Origin of the sequence: Sphingomonas sorbitolis, from assembly GCF_036663875.1 — a bacterium.
GTDB lineage: Bacteria > Pseudomonadota > Alphaproteobacteria > Sphingomonadales > Sphingomonadaceae > Sphingomonas.
Map to the genome: position 1 here is coordinate 705,052 of NZ_JAXOJS010000002.1, position 16,633 is coordinate 721,684.

At 65.1% G+C, this 16,633-nt stretch carries 16 protein-coding genes; 4 read left to right on the forward strand and 12 right to left on the reverse strand.

Going from position 1 to position 16,633, the window contains the following annotated elements:
* The first annotated feature begins 12 nt into the window (after nt 1–12).
* Nucleotides 13–849: an HpcH/HpaI aldolase/citrate lyase family protein gene (locus tag U1763_RS08525; protein ID WP_332754857.1), complete on the forward strand. Its 837-nt coding sequence runs from the start codon at nt 13–15 to the stop codon at nt 847–849.
* Nucleotides 850–987: 138 nt separating this feature from the next.
* Here U1763_RS08525 and U1763_RS08530 read toward each other — a convergent pair whose 3' ends face one another.
* From U1763_RS08530 to U1763_RS08550, 5 genes are read right to left on the reverse strand one after another with little or no spacing between them, the layout of a single operon-like run.
* Nucleotides 988–1,281: a plasmid stabilization protein gene (locus tag U1763_RS08530; protein WP_132736402.1), complete on the reverse strand. Its 294-nt coding sequence runs from the start codon at nt 1,279–1,281 to the stop codon at nt 988–990.
* Nucleotides 1,282–1,329: 48 nt separating this feature from the next.
* Nucleotides 1,330–1,911, reverse strand: a complete 582-nt coding sequence (locus U1763_RS08535) for an ABC-type transport auxiliary lipoprotein family protein (protein WP_132736404.1) — start codon at nt 1,909–1,911, stop codon at nt 1,330–1,332.
* 8 nt (nt 1,912–1,919) lie between these two features.
* Entirely contained in the window at nt 1,920–2,882 is a 963-nt protein-coding gene (locus U1763_RS08540; protein ID WP_132736407.1) for an MlaD family protein, read from the reverse strand.
* Nucleotides 2,882–3,778, reverse strand: a complete 897-nt coding sequence (locus tag U1763_RS08545) for an ABC transporter ATP-binding protein (protein ID WP_332754858.1) — start codon at nt 3,776–3,778, stop codon at nt 2,882–2,884. Before U1763_RS08545 ends, U1763_RS08540 begins: the two co-directional genes overlap by 1 nt.
* Nucleotides 3,778–4,887 (reverse strand): ABC transporter permease, encoded by a 1,110-nt coding sequence (locus tag U1763_RS08550; RefSeq protein ID WP_132736411.1) that lies wholly within the window; start codon nt 4,885–4,887, stop codon nt 3,778–3,780. Before U1763_RS08550 ends, U1763_RS08545 begins: the two co-directional genes overlap by 1 nt.
* A gap of 62 nt (nt 4,888–4,949) precedes the next feature.
* On the opposite strand from U1763_RS08550, the gene U1763_RS08555 reads away from it, so the two are divergent.
* Nucleotides 4,950–5,654, forward strand: coding sequence for an HAD family hydrolase (locus U1763_RS08555; protein WP_332754859.1), 705 nt, complete (start codon nt 4,950–4,952; stop codon nt 5,652–5,654).
* A 235-nt stretch (nt 5,655–5,889) separates the two neighbouring features.
* Here U1763_RS08555 and U1763_RS08560 read toward each other — a convergent pair whose 3' ends face one another.
* Nucleotides 5,890–7,641, reverse strand: a complete 1,752-nt coding sequence (locus U1763_RS08560; protein ID WP_332754860.1) for a hypothetical protein — start codon at nt 7,639–7,641, stop codon at nt 5,890–5,892.
* A 201-nt stretch (nt 7,642–7,842) separates the two neighbouring features.
* Between U1763_RS08560 and U1763_RS08565 the strand changes: the two genes are divergently transcribed.
* On the forward strand, nt 7,843–8,394 hold the full coding sequence (locus U1763_RS08565) for a hypothetical protein (protein WP_332754861.1): 552 nt from the start codon (nt 7,843–7,845) through the stop codon (nt 8,392–8,394).
* 186 nt (nt 8,395–8,580) lie between these two features.
* Here the strand turns inward: U1763_RS08565 and U1763_RS08570 are convergent, their stop codons facing one another.
* The 3 genes from U1763_RS08570 to U1763_RS08580 all read right to left on the reverse strand — a co-directional run bounded on the left by U1763_RS08570 (nt 8,581) and on the right by U1763_RS08580 (nt 14,351).
* Complete coding sequence (locus U1763_RS08570; protein WP_132736413.1) at nt 8,581–9,849, reverse strand: DUF445 domain-containing protein; 1,269 nt, start codon at nt 9,847–9,849, stop codon at nt 8,581–8,583.
* Nucleotides 9,850–9,936: 87 nt separating this feature from the next.
* The gene (locus tag U1763_RS08575; protein ID WP_332754862.1) at nt 9,937–13,167 is read right to left on the reverse strand and encodes an efflux RND transporter permease subunit; all 3,231 of its coding nucleotides are present in this window, start codon (nt 13,165–13,167) and stop codon (nt 9,937–9,939) included.
* Between the two features lie 5 nt (nt 13,168–13,172).
* Complete coding sequence (locus tag U1763_RS08580; protein ID WP_132895590.1) at nt 13,173–14,351, reverse strand: efflux RND transporter periplasmic adaptor subunit; 1,179 nt, start codon at nt 14,349–14,351, stop codon at nt 13,173–13,175.
* A gap of 228 nt (nt 14,352–14,579) precedes the next feature.
* Between U1763_RS08580 and U1763_RS08585 the strand changes: the two genes are divergently transcribed.
* A complete protein-coding gene (locus U1763_RS08585) occupies nt 14,580–15,320 on the forward strand; it encodes an SIMPL domain-containing protein (RefSeq protein WP_332754863.1) in 741 nt (246 codons plus the stop codon).
* Nucleotides 15,321–15,570: 250 nt separating this feature from the next.
* On the opposite strand, the gene U1763_RS08590 is transcribed toward U1763_RS08585, so the two are convergent.
* The 3 genes from U1763_RS08590 to U1763_RS08600 all read right to left on the reverse strand — a co-directional run bounded on the left by U1763_RS08590 (nt 15,571) and on the right by U1763_RS08600 (nt 16,552).
* The gene (locus tag U1763_RS08590) at nt 15,571–15,828 is read right to left on the reverse strand and encodes a GlsB/YeaQ/YmgE family stress response membrane protein (RefSeq protein ID WP_055881539.1); all 258 of its coding nucleotides are present in this window, start codon (nt 15,826–15,828) and stop codon (nt 15,571–15,573) included.
* A gap of 93 nt (nt 15,829–15,921) precedes the next feature.
* Complete coding sequence (gene sciP / locus U1763_RS08595) at nt 15,922–16,221, reverse strand: CtrA inhibitor SciP (RefSeq protein WP_332754864.1); 300 nt, start codon at nt 16,219–16,221, stop codon at nt 15,922–15,924.
* A gap of 103 nt (nt 16,222–16,324) precedes the next feature.
* On the reverse strand, nt 16,325–16,552 hold the full coding sequence (locus U1763_RS08600) for a hypothetical protein (protein ID WP_132736423.1): 228 nt from the start codon (nt 16,550–16,552) through the stop codon (nt 16,325–16,327).
* Nucleotides 16,553–16,633 lie beyond the last annotated feature (81 nt).

A 16,633-nucleotide genomic window follows, 5' to 3' on the forward strand; every position in this document is an offset into this window, starting at 1 on the left:
ACGGCTGATAGCATGACGACAAGACGCCGCCGCAGCGCACTCTACATGCCCGCCTCGAACGCCCGCGCCATCGCTAAGGCGCGGACGCTCGATTGCGACGTCGTCATCCTCGATCTGGAAGACGCCGTCGCGCCCGACGAAAAGACCGCAGCACGCGACCGCGTGGTCGAGGCGGTCCGCGAAGGCGGTTTCGGTTCGCGCAAACTCGTAGTGCGCGTCAACGGCCTCGGGACGCCCTGGTACGCGGACGACGTCGCGGCAGTGCGCGAGATCGGTGTCGGCGCGGTGCTCGTTCCCAAGGTGTCGTACCCCGCCGATCTCGAGACCGTTCGTGCATCGCTTGGCGAAGATGGCCCGCCGATCTGGGCGATGATCGAGACCTGTGCCGCGATCCTGTCGCTGCCGACCTTGTCCCAAGCCGCATCAGCTACGCGACTGACGGCGCTGGTCGCCGGCACCAACGATCTTGCCAAGGAGATGCGGTGTCGTCTCGGGCCGGATCGCACGCCGCTGATGCCCGCGCTCACAGCAACCGTCATAGCCGCGCGGGCGGCTGGGATCGTCGCGCTGGACGGCGTTTGTAACGCGCTCGACGATGCGCAGGGCTTCGCCGCCGAGTGCGCGCAGGGCGCGATGCTGGGCTTCGATGGCAAGACGCTGATCCACCCGTCGCAGATCGAGGCGGCGAACGCGGGTTTCGCTCCTAGCAAGGAGGAGTTGGCAAGGGCACACCTGATCGTCGCCACGTTCGCCAAGCCGGAGAATGCCGACAAGGGCGCGATCCGACTGGATGGCCAGATGGTCGAGCGGCTGCATCTGGCCGAGGCGGAAGCGATGCTAGCAGATTGAGGCAGACTTTGATCCTCCCCTGCAAGGGGAGGTGGCAGTCCGCAGGACTGACGGGGTATCGCGCTATCGAAAGGGTGTCACTCCTCCGTCTGGCAAGCGCCAGCCACCTCCCCTTGCAGGGGAGGATCGAAGACTTGGTTAGCCGTTTGCCTTCTTCCGTCGGGTGTCCCAACCCTTCTTCGCCGCAGCAGACTTCGCCGCATCGCTACGCCCCGCCGCTTGCTTCCCACCACTGCGCGCAGACGCCTGCGTATCGGGCTTGCCGCGCCCTGAGCCGGACTTGTTGCCCCCGCCTGAATCCTTGTTCACCGTCGCCCAGGCACGCGCCTCAGCCTCGGACTCGGGGACACCCTTCGCCTCATAGCCATCCGCAATATGCGCAGCCTTGCGCTTCTGCTTATCCGTATACGCATCCTTGTCGCCCTGTGGCATTGCAGCTCTCCTCATCAGAGAGCATCAACGCTCAGGCCAACGTGGCGTTCATCGGCCGATCCAGTCCGCCACTTCGGTCGCGACCTGGTTCGCCGCCTGGTTGATCCCGGCCGCCGCCGACGTCGCATCGATCGCCGACACCGGCACGCGCGCCTCGAAGCGGCGCTTCTCGACCGACGTCTTGCCCGCGCGGGTCAGCGATGCGTCGAACGTTACGACCGCCTGTCGCGTCGTCGCATCCAGCCCGAACGACCGCAACTCGCCACCAAGCAATCCACCTGGATCGCCAATCGACTGCGCAGTCGACAGCACGACCAGCCCAGTCCGCGACGCAACCGTATCCGACACGAGCCGCGCGAACAGGCGAGCCGGCGGCTCCGCCCACTGCGCATCGGTCACGTACGCGATCGACGTCGGCGTGGCCTGCACCGGCACGCGCGCGGTCGCGAGCGACTGCGGCACGACCGGCACCTGAATCGTGATCGACTTAGCGGTCGCCGAATCCTGGTTCTGGCCAACCGGCACCGACGAAGAGCTCGTTAGCGTCAGCAGCGTGGGGGGCGGTTTCGCGCCGAAGCTGATGCACCCGGCGAGTGGCAGCATCGCGATCAGGATGAGCGGTGTCTTCATGGCGTGCCTCACTTACCCTTGTAATCCGGGAGCTTCTGCTGCCCGATCAGCGAACTCGCACCCTGCTGGTCGACCTTCTCGGCGACCGACGACAATGCCGCGGCAGTCGTCCGAAGGTCGTGGACCAGACGGTTGGCCTCGGGAATCGTCGTCTTCGAGAACGCCTGCAAGCCCGGCCGCGCATCGCCGATCGCGGCGTTGAGCGTCTCGGCGCTCTGCTGCGCAGACGTGATCGCCTTGTTCAGGTTCGCCATCGCCGGCTTCACGTCCTCGGACAGGACGCCGTTGGTCGTCTTGGCGAGCACGCCAAACTGCTGCGCGGCATCGCCCGCCTGCTGGATCGCGACGCGGGTCTGCGCGAGCGTCGCGGCGATCTCGGGGCCACGATCGGCGAGCGCATCGGTCAGACGGTTGGTGTTCTCGAGAATGCCCGCGATCGACGCCTGGTTACGGTCGGTCAGCAACCCGGTCAGCCGCTCGGTCAGCGTCGACAGGCGCTCTAGCAACTGCGGTGCCGAGTTCAGGATCGCGCCGAGTCCGCCCTGCTTGGTCGGGATGACCGGCACGCCGTACGGGCAAGGCTGGCCATTGACGTCGGGGCACGCGACCGGCGGTGCACCTTTCCGCGCGCCATCTAGCGAGACCTGACTGACGCCGGTGAAGCCGACGCCCGAGATCGACGCGGTCGTGCCCTGCAGCACCGGCGTCTCGTCGTTGACGCTGATCCGGACGCGGACGAACTGCGGATCGTTCTTCCACAGCGAGATCGTCTTCACCTGTCCAGACGGCACGCCCGAGAACACGACGGCAGAGCCGCGCGCAAGCCCGTCGACGGACTGGCGGAAGAAGATGTCGTATTCCTTCTCTTCCTTGCCGCCCAGCCGCGCGATCCACACGGTGAACAGTGCCAGCAGCGCCAGCAGGATCAGCACGACGGCGCCGACTAGGACGTGGTTCGAACGGGTTTCCATCAGCGCGTCCTTGCTTCTTTCTCGGCGTATGTCGCGTCGGCGTCGTCCGGCGCGGACTGCTTGGACTGGACTTCGGTAGGGTGTTGGGCTGCTTGCTCGTCGGCGCGCTCGTGCGCCTCCTGCGTCGCGACCGCGGCACGGCCGCGGGGCCCCTTGAAATATTCTTCGATCCACGGGTGATCGAGCGCGATGAGCTCGTCGATCGTGCCGACCGCGATGACCTTCTTGTCGGCAAGCACCGCGACCCGGTCGCAGATCGCATACAGCGTATCGAGATCGTGCGTGATCAGGAACACGGTCAGCCCCAGCGTCTTCTGCAACGACTGGGTCAGCCCGTCGAACGCCGCCGCCCCGATCGGATCGAGCCCCGCGGTCGGCTCGTCGAGGAACAGCAGTTCGGGATCGAGCGCGAGCGCACGGGCGAGGCCCGCACGCTTCTTCATGCCGCCCGAAAGCTCGGCGGGAAACTTGTTCGCGGCGTCGGCAGGCAAACCCGTCATCACCACCTTGTACGACGCGATTTCCGCGAGCAGCGCCGGCGACAGGTCCGGATAGAATTCGCGCAACGGCACTTCGACGTTCTCGGCCACCGTCAGCGTCGAGAACAGCGCGCCGCCCTGGAACAGCACGCCCCAACGCTTGCGGATTTCGGTCGCCTCGGTCTCTTCGCGACCGATGTTCGGCTCGCCAAAGACAGTGACCTCGCCCGCGACCGGAGTCTGAAGGCCGATGATCGAGCGCATCAGCACCGACTTGCCCGTCCCCGAGCCGCCGACGACGCCAAGGATCTCGCCGCGCCGCACGTCAAGGTCGAGCCCCTCATGCACCACGGAATCGCCGAACGCGTTCTTCAGCCCCTTCACAGAGATGATGATATCGTCTTGCTTGCGGGGCATCAGTCCCAACCCAACCACGTGAAGAACACCGCGAAGAATGCGTCAAGCACGATCACCAGGAAGATGCCCTGGACGACCGCCGACGTGGTGCGCAGGCCGACCTGCTCGGCGTCCGATTCGACCTGCATCCCCTGGAAACAGCCGGCGATCGCGATGATCGCGCCGAAGACGGGCGCCTTGATCAGCGAGATATAGAGATCGGTGATCGGCACGACTTCACGGATACGCGCGATGAAGGTGACCGGCGGAATGCCGAGCTGGACCCAGCAGAGCAGCCCGCCGCCGATGATCGCGATCACCGAGGCGTAGAAGCCGAGCAGCGGCATCATCACGATCGCGGCGAGCACGCGGGGCAGCACCAGCGCCTCCATCGGCGACACGCCGATCGTCCGCATCGCATCGATCTCTTCGGTCAGCTTCATCGTGCCGAGCTGTGCGGCAAACGCGGAGCCGGAGCGGCCGGCGACCATGATCGCGGTCATCAACAGGCCGAGTTCGCGGATCGTCAAGCGGCCGACGAGGTTGATCGTGAACACCTCGGCACCGAACTGGCGGAGCTGGACCGCACCCTGCTGCGCGATGACCATGCCGATCAGGAAGCTCATCAGCCCGACGATGCCGAGCGCGGCGACGCCGACCACCTCGAACCGCTGGACCACCGCGTTGAAGCGGAAGCGGCGCGGATGGCGGATGACGCTGCCGAACGCGATCGTGGTCGCGCCGAGAAACCCGAGCAGGCCGAGCATGGTCTTGCCCGACAGGACGATTGCATCGCCGATCTCGCCGAGCACGCGGCTGGCCGCGTTGACCTTGGCGGGCCTGGCGGCGAGCGGCTGATCGGAAGCGACGACCTGGTCGAACAGCGCCTGGTCGTTGGCATCGAGCCCGTCGATCGTCGCATCGTTGCGCGCCGCGAAGCGGTGGACGACCCAGGCGCCGATCGTGTCGATCCGGTCGACCCCGCTCAGGTCGACATGCTTCACCGAAGCCGCGTCGATCGCCTCGAGCCGATCGGGCAGATTGCCGATCTTTGCGAGCGACAGATCGCCGGTAAAGCGAAGCGTGCCGGTATCGGCACCGTCCTGCTGAAAATCGGCCATCGCGCTCATCGGGGGCACCTTTGCGGCAAAGTGACTGGATCGGCAAGATGAATGCGGCGTAAGTCGCGACGATGACCGAATTGCCTTCCGCCGCCCCGTCCGTCCGCCTCGCGATCTACGACATGGACAAGACGATCACGCACGCGCCGACCTGGACGCCGTTCCTGCTCCACACCGCGAAGAAAGGCGGCGCGCCGTGGCGGCTGGCGCTCGTCCCGTTCGCCGGAGTCGCCGCGCTCGGCTATGTCGGCAAGCTGATCAGCCGCGGCCGGCTCAAATACCTGATGCAGCGGATGATGCTCGGCAAGCGCATGACGCCCGCCGAAGAACGCCGCGCGGCCGAAGCCTTCGCCGACCGCGTGATGCGCGACGGCGTGTTCGCGAGCGCCCGCGCGCAGATCGAGGCAGACCGCGCCGCCGGATACCGGCTGGTGATGGCGACCGCGTCGTACCGATTCTACGTCGAGGCGATCGCGCGGCGACTGGGCTTCGACGCGGTGATCGGCACCGAGAGCCTGCGCGATCGCGACGGCGTGCTGCTCGCCGGCATCGAAGGCGAGAATTGCTACGGCCCGGCAAAACTGCGCATGATCCAGGCCTGGATGGACCGCGAAGGCATCGCCCGAGACCACGCGCACATCCGCTTCTATTCCGACCATGTTTCGGATGCCCCGACCTTCGAGTGGGCCGACGAACCCTTCGCGGTGAATGCACATGGGCCTTTGCGGTTGCTGGCAAAGGCTAAGGGCTGGCCGATGCCCGATTGGGAACGGTAGTTCCGTTGCGCGATCGGTGACCGCTGCCAAAACCTACTTAGTAACTATCGCCCAAACATCGCCATCCAAAGCCCCTCCACTGCTGCCCAACTTCTGCCGTTCGTTTAGCTTTCCACTTTGGCATGGTCTGGCCAATACCCGACTTGCAACTCTTGGCTTGGTGGCTTGATTTAGCCCCCGTTCGAGATGCTCGCAGCCGAAACCGGTTTGATCTAGCGGCCCCCACGATTTGATTTTAGGCCACTACTTCCGCGGGCGTCCCGGCGTCGCTGCCTTCGGGTTTGGCTGGCGCACGCGGAATGTAGGGTTTAACGCGCATGGCCTTCAGCCGGCTCTCCGCGCCAATTGTTTTCAGGGCGGCAATCGTCTTCTCTCCGACCGTCCGATAGACAGGTTCGGCATCGACAATTCGACCGATGCGTAGCGCTGCTTTCAGGACATGAGGAAATTCAGGCCCTTGCAGCCCGCGCAGCAGGTTCACGTAGTCCTGCTCGGACAAGGATGCGAGAAACTCGATATCTTCAGGGTTCCAGCTGGCATCGCGATCGATCTTCAGCAACAGATCCTTTGGATCGCGCTCAAGCTTCATCGCGTCGCGTTTGGTTTCTAACGCCGTTGCCAGCTTCTGGTCAGGGACTTGGCGCAGGTGATGCTCTTCTAGATTGAAGAACTGCCGTGCTTGTCCTGCATTTTGAATAATATAATGCTCGATGAGGCGATCAGCTTCAGCGTCATCGTCAAGCTCACGCAATGTACTAATAACGTTGTCAGCGTCGTGCAAACTCATGTCCTTCGCATGCACCTCGAGCGAGTCAATCAATGCTTTCTTGAACTCGGCCTCGTCATTGGCAAAGCCTCTACCAAGTATTTTCCATGGCTCGGTGATCACTCGGCGTATCTCGGCGCGATCCTGATCGTGGGCCAACCTCGTGGCCTCATTCTTCAAACGCTCGTCGTCGAACCCGCCCGACTGAAGTCCCGCAAGCAGGATCTCGTCATATGCGTCGAAGTGCGTGAAGCCATAGGCATCGAGGACGGTGTTCCAGCGCACCTCGTCCTCAGAAGGATCTTCTTTGAGCAGGTACGCCGCATAACCACTATGCTTTTTGATATGCTCGATATTGGGCGCGAGCTTCGGCTCGAAAACGGCCCATCCAAGTAACGCCATCGCTGAGATCGTATCGCCCAGCACGTTGGGATGGAGCGGTGTTACGATCGGCTCGACGAATGACAGAAAGCGTTTAATTCGACCGATCACCCGAATATTCGTAATGCCCAATTTGATGGTCGACTGGGCGAGAAGCCGTTCGGTCGGAAGCGCGTCGTCAAGCGCTGCCGCGGCGGACTCGGCGGGTGTCGGGCTGTAGCGTACTGCCTGATCGACGACCTTTTCGAGATGGGTCCTGAACGTTTCCCGTTCATCGCCCAGGCCCTCCTCATTAAGAAGAAGCAAAACTTTGCAGTTCTTCTCCTCGCGCAGCGACGAGACGAAGCCCAAGATATCCGAAACCGCTAGACCTTCACCGGCACGCTCGATGTCGTCGATGCATATGATCTGATTCTTGATTAGAAGCGACGCGCCGGGAACGATAAGGTCGGATGCCTTGTCGATCCAAGGAAGCGCAGAAACGATTGTCTTTAAAACGTTTACGCCTTTGCGGCCGCCCTGCTCGGCAATTGTCTTGATGCCTGCGCTCGATGACAAGAGCTCTTGGAACGATTGTAGCGTCGGCTCCAACGTTGGCGCATCGAGCCGTACAGTTGACTGGAAGATCGCAGCCTTGAGCGCATCGATACTTCGCACTCCGAAGGCCGACACATAGGCGTAGCGGTCCCGCGGCAGCTTCCCGGCCGCGCGGGCCGCTGTGAGCGCCGCACGCCAACCATAAGTTTTGCCGACGCCCCAACGCCCACTAATGCTCAACACCTCAGCGTCCTCGTTGCCGAGGAACCGGCGCATTTCCTGCTGAGCTAACAAAGTCGACATCATGTTTCTCCCAGACGGGCCACGGCGCTCATTCCCACAATGTGGCCGGCGCAACGATCGGGACCGTCCTGCGATACGACAACAAATGTCCGCTTACCTCTAGCCGCTGCTCCAAAGCGGCCAGTCCGCTTTCCTCCCCATCCCGGCCGTTCCGCAATCGCCCAGTTGCGGACATCGCCTCGGGTATGGCACGAACGGCGAATGCTTCAGCTGCTCGCCTTTCTTTTGCAAGCTTCGTCGGCCCCACCCGTGCCATCACCGCCAGCCGACAGCCTTGCGGCAGCCATCCAGTTGTGGGCGGATCATCCACCGGCAGAATTTACGAAGCAGCAGGCGATCGACAGCGCCGTGGCGGAAGCAACGAGGCAGGCGCTCTACACGATCGGCATGCAGCCGAGTCCGAGGCTGTCGGTGACCAAGACCTATCTGGGTGCATACGACCGATTAAAGCCGATAATCGCCCGCCGTGTGCCCGCGGACCCGAGCCAGTTGGACACTGCGGTTGCGGCATGTGCGATGGATGGGATCGCGCGCCGGCTGTCGACTGCTGAGATCGCGGACGTCCGGAAATCTCTGTCGACCGCAGCCGGGCAGAAATTCTGGGAGGCGGCAGGGCTCACCGATCGGCCGCTGGAAGGCTGCTACCAAGCTGCCCTCAATCTCAAGCCGGTACCTGCCGACTATCGTGCCGCCGGCCTGCGTCCGCCGACGCCGCCTAAGCCGCTGAAGCGGGGGACTTCGATCGTCTACTGACAGATCGGGAACGACTGCTTTTCTTCCAACCCAGACATTCGATGTCGGCAAGCGCCGTCCCCTCTCGATCTGTTTTCAGCGCCACCCCCTCCAGGTCTTACTTAACCCAGACAGGTACAGACGACCCGACCATACCTGTAGAACTGCCGTTCCGCGTGCAATCCAAACAATCCTACGCCGCCCCCGTCACAGCAAAACATCGACGCTGTGGATCACCAGCCCGACCAGCCCGCCGACGATCGTGCCGTTCACCCGGATATACTGCAGGTCGCGGCCGACCGCGTTCTCGAGGCGGCTGGTGATCGTGTCGGCATCCCAGCTGCGCACCGTTTCGGACACCAGCTTGACGATGCCGTCGCCATAGTCCGCCGCCGCGCCGACTGCTGCGCGACGCACGAAGCGGTTGATCGTGCGCGACATGCGGGGGTCGTGCTGCAGCGTTTCGCCGAGTTGGCGGAGGATGTCGCCGAGCTTGCCGGCCATCGCGCGCTCGGGGTCGCGGGCGATCGCGAGGAGTGCCCCGCGTGCCTGCTCCCACAGGCCGTCGAGCCAGCGCTGCATCGCCGGGTTGTCGAGCAGGTCGTTCTTCATCGTCTCGACGCGCTCGCGCATCCGGCGGTCGTATTGGAGATCCCAGGCTAGGCGATCGAGTCCCTCCTCCGCCTTCAGGCGCAACGGATGCTCGGGGTCCTCGGCCATCTCGGCGAGCAGCTTGTCGAAGCCGCTGATCAGCTTGTCCGCGACGGTGGTGTCGAGCCCGGTCCAGCGTAGGATCGAGCCAGCCTTGTCGTGGACCATCGCGCGGACGAGGTGGTCGTTTGCCGCGAGCGTCTTGGCGGCCCAGCGGATCGCGCTTTCGAGCAGCGGCGCGTGGCGGCGCTCGGCGATCGCGGCCTTCAGCAGCTGGCCAAGGATCGGCGAGACTTCGGTGGCGCGCAGGCGTGCGCCGATTCCGGCCTTGACCATCCCGCCGAGCCGCGCCGGGTCGAGCCCTTCCAAGACCTGCGCGACCAGCTTCGACGCGCCCTGCCGAAAACGCCCCCCTGCCCCCTCGGGCGGATCGGTCAGCCAGCGCGCGATCGCCCCCGCCACGTCGAGCCGGCGGGTGCGGCGCGCGATGACGACGGGGATCAGGAAATTCGCCCGGAGAAACTGCGCGAGCGTGTCGCCGATCCGGTCCTTGTTGCGCGGTACGATCGCGGTGTGGGGGATCGGCAGGCCGAGCGGGTGCCGGAACAACGCGGTGACCGCGAACCAGTCCGCCAGACCGCCGACCATCGCCGCCTCGGCAAACGCGCGGACGAACCCGAACGCCGGGTGGACGGGGACGAGCGCACGGCTGACGAAAAACGTCGCGGCCATGAACACGAGCAGACCGGTGGCGACGATCCGCATGCGGACGAGCGCCGGCGGGGGGGCTTCGCCGGCCGGGCGCATACGGGGTAAAAGCGTCATGCCCGTAACAATCCCCGGGCGCCCCGAATGTTCACGCCGCTGCGGCGGTTCGGGTGCCCGGGTGCAGAGGGGCGTGCCGGGGATGACTCACTCGGCGGGTTGCGTGCCGTCACCGTGATCGCGGCCGTGGCCGAGCTTGCCGGTCGCGGGTCCGAGCAGCGGCCCCGGATTGGGCCCGGCGATCCCGATCACCTCGTCGCCATTGTCGCCCGGACGATAGGTGAGCAGGCGGCGACCAAGCCGCGGCCCGACATAGCGCTCGATCCCGACCGCAAGGCTGAACGCCGCGGGGATGATCAGCAGCGTCAGCATCGTCGACAGCGCGAGGCCGCCGATCACGACCGTCCCCATCGGCGCGCGCGACGACGAATCGCCGCTGAGCGACAGCGCGGTCGGCACCATGCCCGCGACCATCGCGACCGTGGTCATCACGATCGGCTGCGCGCGCTTGTGCCCGGCATCGATGATCGCGGTGAAGGCGTCGACGCCCTTGCTCATCTCGTCGAGCGCGAAGTCGATCAGCAGGATCGAGTTCTTGGCGACGATCCCGAGCAGCATCAGCAGGCCGATATACACCGGCAGCGACAGCGGCTGGCCGGTCGCCCACAGCGCCAGCAACCCGCCGAGCGGCGCGAGCAGCAACGACCCCATGTTGACGAACGGCGGCAACACGCGGCGATACAGCAGCACCAGCACCGCGAACACGAGGAAGGTGCCCGCGATCACCGCGGTGATGAAGTTGGTGATCATCTCCGCCTGCCACTTGCTCTGGCCGAGCGTGAGTTCGCTGACGCCGACTGGCAGGTTCTTCATCGACGACAGCGCGTGAACCTGCTTCATCGCGTCCGAGATCACCACGCCGGGCGCGAGATCGGCGCCGAGCGTTATCTGGCGCTGCTGGTTGACGCGGTCGATCTTGGTCGGACCCGAGCCGAGGCCGATATCCGCGACCAGGTTGAGCGGCACCGAGCCACCCGATGCGGTCGACACGGGCAGGTTCTGGATCGTCGACAGGCTGGTCCGCGCCGACTGATCGAGCGCGACGCGGATCGGGATCTGGCGATCGGAGAGCGAGAAGCGCGCCGAATTCTGGTCGATATCGCCGAGCGTCGCGATCCGGATCGCCGACGACAGCGCCTGCGTGGTCACGCCGAGATTGGCGGCGAGATCGAAGCGCGGGCGGATGACGATTTCCGGGCGCTGCATGCCGCCCGACACGCGCGGTGCGGTCAGCGATTTCAGCGAACCCATCTCGGCGACGATCTTGTCCGCTGCCTGTTGCAGCTTGGCGGGATCGCTGCCGCCGAGCACCACGGTCACGTCGCGACCGCTGCTGCCCCAGCCCGACTGCGAGCGGAACGACACGCGCGCATCGGGGATCGCGGTGAGCTGCGGCGCCATCCGGCGTTCGAACTCGACCGAGGTCTCCTTGCGATCGGGGCGAAGATTGGCGGTCACCGAACCGCTACCGACCCTGGTCCGCGCATAGACCGTCGTTACCTCGGGCTGTCGGCGGAGAATCTCGCTGACGCGCGCGACCACCGCATCGGTCTGCGCGAGCGTGGTGCCCGGCACCATCTCGATCTGTGCGGACGAATCATCCTCGTCACGGGTCGGCTGGAACTGCGACGGGATGACGGTGAACATGAACAGCGTCAGCGCGAAGGCGAGCACGCCCGCACCGATCGCCCACATCCGGTGATCCATCACGCGGTTGAACATTTTCCGCATGCCACCGCGGGCGCGCCACGCCGCCGCCTTGTCGCTGTTAAGCGTCCAGTGGAGCGTGCGGACATACCAGTCCATGATCCGGCCCTCGCCGTGGCTGGCATGGCCGAACGATTTCAGGAAATACGCGGCGATCATCGGCGTCACGAGCCGCGCGACCGCGAGGCTCATCAGCACGGCTGCGACCACGGTCAGGCCGAAATTCTTGAAGAACTGCCCGGCGATACCCGGCATCAGCGCGACCGGCAGGAACACTGCGACGATCGCCATCGTCGTCGCCAGCACCGCGAGACCGATCTCGTCGGCGGCGTCGATCGAGGCCTGATAGGCGGATTTGCCCATCCGCATGTGCCGGACGATGTTCTCGATCTCGACGATCGCGTCATCGACCAGCACGCCCGCGACCAGGCTGAGCGCGAGCAGCGTCATGCCGTTCAGGTCGAAGCCGAGCAGGTCCATGAACCAGAAGGCGGGGATCGCCGACAGCGGGATCGCCAGCGCGGAGATCGCGGTCGCGCGCCAGTCGCGCAGGAAGATGAAGACGACGATGACGGCAAGGATCGCGCCCTCGATCATGGCATGGATCGCGCTCTCATACTGCGCTTCGGTATAGTCGGTGCTGGTGTAGCGCTGGACGAACTTGACCGAAGGATTGCGCTTTTCGAGCGCGCGCAGCTTCTCGACCGCGGCGTGATAGACGGTGACGTCGGACGCGCCCTTGGCCCGCTGGAAATCGAAGGTGATCGCCTGGCGTCCATCGACGGTCGCGCGGCTGCGCTGCTCGGCATAGAGATCGCGGACCTGCGCGATGTCGGCCAGGCGCACGGTACGGCCATTGCCGACGTTGATCTGGGTCTGGCCGAGATCGGCCGCGTCGCGCGCATTGCCAAGCACGCGGATCGACTGCTCGGAGCCCGCGATCTCGGCACGACCACCCGCAGCATTCAGGTTCACCTGGCGCAACTGCAAATTGACCTGACTGGCGGTCAGCCCCTGGCTCTGGAGCTTGAGCGGATCGAGGATGACGCGAATCTCACGGCTCACGCCGCCGTTGCGGCTGATCGTCGCCATGCCGGGAATCGACAGCAGATCCTTGGTGACGGTGTCGTCGATGTACCAGGAGAGCTGTTCGACGGTCATGTCGCTGGTGATCGCCGCGAAGCTCGCGACGTCGTTGCCGCTGGTGTTCGCACGGTACACCTGCGGCTCGAGGATTCCCTCGGGCAGGTCGCTGCGGATCTGCGCGATCGCGTCGCGCACGTCGTTGACCGCGCGGTCGATCGGCGTGCCGATGGTGAGCTGGATCACCGTTTCCGAATTGCCTTCGGTAACGGTCGAGTTGATTTCGTCGATGCCCTGAAGCGAGCGCACGGCCGCCTCGACGCGTTGCGTGACCTGCGTCTCCATCTCGGTCGGCGCGGCGCCCGGTTGGTTGACGACGACGACCGCGATCGGGAAATCGATGTCGGGATCGCGGTTGACGTCCATCCGCATGAAGCTGACGACGCCCGCAAGCATCAGGGCCAGGAAGAGCACGATCGGCGGAACCGGATTGCGGATCGACCAAGCCGAGATGTTGCGGAAGTTCATGGCTCTCAGCTCGCCTTCTTGGTGATCGGCTTGACCGCCTGCCCGGGGGCGAGGAAACCGCCCGCGGACTGGACGACGCGCTCCGAGCCGTCGAGCCCGCCGACGATCGTCACGCCGGCATCGGAGACCTGCCCGATCTTGACGTTGCGCCGGGCGACCTTGTTGTCCGGTCCGACGATATAAACGTAATTGCCCTTCTCGTCGCTCTGCAGCGCGGAATCGGGGAGCAGCGGCGCCTGCGTCACGCCGCCGACGATGGTCGCGGCGGCGAATCCGCCGGGGCGCAGGCCCGGATCATATTTGACCGCGATCCGCGCGATCCCCTGGCGGGTCTGCGGATCGATCACCGGCGAGACCTGCCACACTTCGCCGGGATAGCCCTGCGTGGTGCCGACCGGCACGACCGTCGCGCGCGCGCCGACATGCAGCCCGGCCAAATCGGCTTCGCTCAACTGCGCGCGCATCTCCATCTGGCCGCCCATCGCCATGCGGAACAGGACGCCGGCCGATGGCCCGACGATCTGGCCAGCCTCGACGCCGCGAGTCAGCACGAGTCCAGCGGCAGGCGCGCGGATATCGAGCCGGCCGTTGCGTGCACGCGCCTCGCCGAGCGTCGCCTGCGCCACCTTCACGCGCGCCGCCGCAGCATCGCGCGTCGCCGCCTTGCGCTGCAGATCGGCCTTCGAGATGAAGCCGCGATCGACGAGTTGCTTGGCGCGATCGAGTTCGGCCTGCGCGATCGTCTCGTCCGAGCGCGCGACGCTGACCGAGGCGGCGAGCGACGCCGCGGTCTCGGTCTGGACCGAGCGATCGACCGTCGCCAGCACCTGCCCTGCGGCAACCCAGGTGCCGGGTTCGACCAGCACGCGCGTGATCATCCCGCCCTCGCCCGCGACGCCGACCGGCATCTCGCGGCGCGCCGCCAGCGTACCCGTCGCCGAGATCGTCCGATCGACCGACTGGCGCCCCGGCACCACCACCGACACGGTCGGCAGCTGCGATCCGGGCGCTGCGGCCGCGGCGTCCTTCTTGCCGGACTTGAAGGCATAGACCCCGGCGACGATCGCCAGCACTACGAGAACAGCGATGATGATGTTGCGACGGCGGTGCGAGGGAGCGCTATAATCCGGCAACGCCAGATGCTCTTCGCTCTCGTTACCGACCATCTTCGTCTCGTAATTCATGCGCGCCACAATCCCACTTTCGACCGGTCTTGCCTCGACCCGCACCATCGCTCATACGCTGTGTTATCTGAATAAGTCACCTTGCTCAAGTCTTTCGACGAGCGCCGATCACAGACATGCTTCGATTTCGATCTATCCGCAATGCGCTTTGGCAGATTGGAAAGACGTTCAGCTTGCGTTGAACCGTTCCGGGCGACACGCAGACCGAGTTCCACGGGAGAGACCATCATGAAGACCGCATCGTTCCTGACCGCCCTGGCTGGCGTCGCCGCGATCCTGCCTGCCGCCGGCGCAATCGCCCAGACGGCGCCGACCACGGTCGAGCCGATGGTGCCCGCCGCCGGCACCGTGCTGGACGTGTCTGCCGAGGGGCGGACGACGCGCGTTCCCGATCTCGCGACGATTCGCGCGGGCGTCGTCTCGCAGTCGCCGACCGCCGCCGCCGCACTCACCGACAATGCGCAGCGGATGACGAAGGTGCTGGACGCGCTCAAGCGCGCCGGCGTGGCGCCGCGCGATATCGCGACCTCGTCGGTGCAGCTCTCGCCGCAATATCGCTATGCCGACAACCAGCCGCCGGTCATCACCGGCTACCAGGCGACCAACACCGTCTCGGTCCGTTTTCGCGACGTCGCCAAGTCCGGCACGATCCTCGATGCGCTGGTGGCGCAGGGCGCGAACCAGATCGACGGGCCGAACCTGTCGATCGACAAGCCCGAGGCGGCGCTCGACGAAGCGCGAGCCGACGCGATCGCGCAGGCCAAGCGCCGCGCCGATCTCTACGCAAAGGCGGCCGGGCTCCGGGTGGCGCGGATCGTCTCGATCGCCGAATCGGGGCAGGACACCGGTGGCTCGCCGCAACCGATGATGGCGATGATGCGTGGCGCGATGGCCAAGGACAGCACGCAGATCGCGCCCGGCGAAAAGGACGTGACGGTGACACTGTCGGTGCGGTTTCTGCTGAACTGACCCTTCTACGATCCTCCCCCGCATCTTCGATCCTCCCCCGCAAGGGGGAGGTGGCGCCGAAGGTGACGGAGGGGGAGGAAACGGAACGTAGGTTTCCCTTACCGCCCCCTCCGACTGGCAAGTGCCAGCCACCTCCCCCTGGCGGGGGAGGATCGAGAGGGCCACTCAGATCCAGCAAACAACTCACGCACGAAAAAGGGCCGCCCGGTTGCCCGGACGGCCCTTTTGCTTCGCGTGACGATGCGAACTCTTAGCGGACGCTACCGCGACGCACGAGGTTCACGATCGCGAGCAGGACAACCGCACCCAGCAGCGAGACCAGGAACGAGGTCAGCGTCAGCGGTGCGTTGTTGATCGAACCACCCGACAGGACCAGGCCGCCGATGAAGGCGCCGACGATGCCGACGACGATGTTCAGGAAAATGCCCTGCTGCGCGTCGGTGCGCATGATCATGCTAGCGATCCAGCCGATGACGCCGCCGATGATCAGCCAAAGAATGAGACCCATGATATTTTCCCTCCGTTGAACCCGTATCCGGGCGATGGCGGAAAGACGAGCGAGCGGCGTTTTTTGTTCCGCCCGCGTTTTGAGTTTTAGCCCTCAATACTTTTGTTGGCGCTCGTACAACGACTTATAGTGCTGGATCCGCGTAACCCGGAGACCCGGCATGCCCGACCGGTCGATCGCGCGCTGCCAACTGGCGAACTCCTCGACCGTGAGACCATAACGGGAGCAGACATCGTCGACGCTGAGCAACCCGCCATTCACCGCCGCGACCACTTCGGCCTTGCGACGCACAACCCACCGCGTGGTGCTGGGCGGCGGCAGGGTATCCAGCGTCAGTTGCTCGCCCAATGGGCCAATGACCTTGCCGGGACGGATTTTCTGGTTCTCGATCATTTGAAACCTCTGATCGGGGCGGGGGGCCCCCTATCGATACGCACGCACGACACATAGTCGCAGGATTTGAAGATCGGCTGAAACGCCGCGGTAAACAGCATCTTCACTCGTCCTTCCACCGGGTTAAGGCCGCTGCCATCGGCCCGTTGAACGCACCGTGAAGCGGCGCGAACAGTTTTGGGTCGACCGTCGTTCGCGCGAAGCTGGCCTGCACCACCGCAGTCGGGCTCGCTGCCTGACGGGCGGCGATCCCGACGATCAGGACCGCAAGGTCACCCGGAAGTACGGTGACCTCTGCGTCGCGATCAAAACGGGGAAAACTCAGGTCCAACGGGATACTCGCGCTTACTCTTGGGATGCCCGGTTTAGCGCGAGGGGGTGAAGGGACCGTAAAACTCGACAAAAAAGTTCG

Bases quoted from the DNA above. Each gene is read 5' to 3' on its own strand.
- U1763_RS08525 (WP_332754857.1), top strand. From the start codon at position 13: ATGACGACAAGACGCCGCCGCAGCGCACTCTACATGCCCGCCTCGAAC.
- U1763_RS08530 (WP_132736402.1), bottom strand. From the start codon at position 1,281: ATGCCACAGGGCGACAAGGATGCGTATACGGATAAGCAGAAGCGCAAG.
- U1763_RS08535 (WP_132736404.1), bottom strand. From the start codon at position 1,911: ATGAAGACACCGCTCATCCTGATCGCGATGCTGCCACTCGCCGGGTGC.
- U1763_RS08540 (WP_132736407.1), bottom strand. From the start codon at position 2,882: ATGGAAACCCGTTCGAACCACGTCCTAGTCGGCGCCGTCGTGCTGATC.
- U1763_RS08545 (WP_332754858.1), bottom strand. From the start codon at position 3,778: ATGCCCCGCAAGCAAGACGATATCATCATCTCTGTGAAGGGGCTGAAG.
- U1763_RS08550 (WP_132736411.1), bottom strand. From the start codon at position 4,887: ATGAGCGCGATGGCCGATTTTCAGCAGGACGGTGCCGATACCGGCACG.
- U1763_RS08555 (WP_332754859.1), top strand. From the start codon at position 4,950: ATGACCGAATTGCCTTCCGCCGCCCCGTCCGTCCGCCTCGCGATCTAC.
- U1763_RS08560 (WP_332754860.1), bottom strand. From the start codon at position 7,641: ATGTCGACTTTGTTAGCTCAGCAGGAAATGCGCCGGTTCCTCGGCAAC.
- U1763_RS08565 (WP_332754861.1), top strand. From the start codon at position 7,843: ATGCTTCAGCTGCTCGCCTTTCTTTTGCAAGCTTCGTCGGCCCCACCC.
- U1763_RS08570 (WP_132736413.1), bottom strand. From the start codon at position 9,849: ATGACGCTTTTACCCCGTATGCGCCCGGCCGGCGAAGCCCCCCCGCCG.
- U1763_RS08575 (WP_332754862.1), bottom strand. From the start codon at position 13,167: ATGAACTTCCGCAACATCTCGGCTTGGTCGATCCGCAATCCGGTTCCG.
- U1763_RS08580 (WP_132895590.1), bottom strand. From the start codon at position 14,351: ATGAATTACGAGACGAAGATGGTCGGTAACGAGAGCGAAGAGCATCTG.
- U1763_RS08585 (WP_332754863.1), top strand. From the start codon at position 14,580: ATGAAGACCGCATCGTTCCTGACCGCCCTGGCTGGCGTCGCCGCGATC.
- U1763_RS08590 (WP_055881539.1), bottom strand. From the start codon at position 15,828: ATGGGTCTCATTCTTTGGCTGATCATCGGCGGCGTCATCGGCTGGATC.
- sciP (WP_332754864.1), bottom strand. From the start codon at position 16,221: ATGATCGAGAACCAGAAAATCCGTCCCGGCAAGGTCATTGGCCCATTG.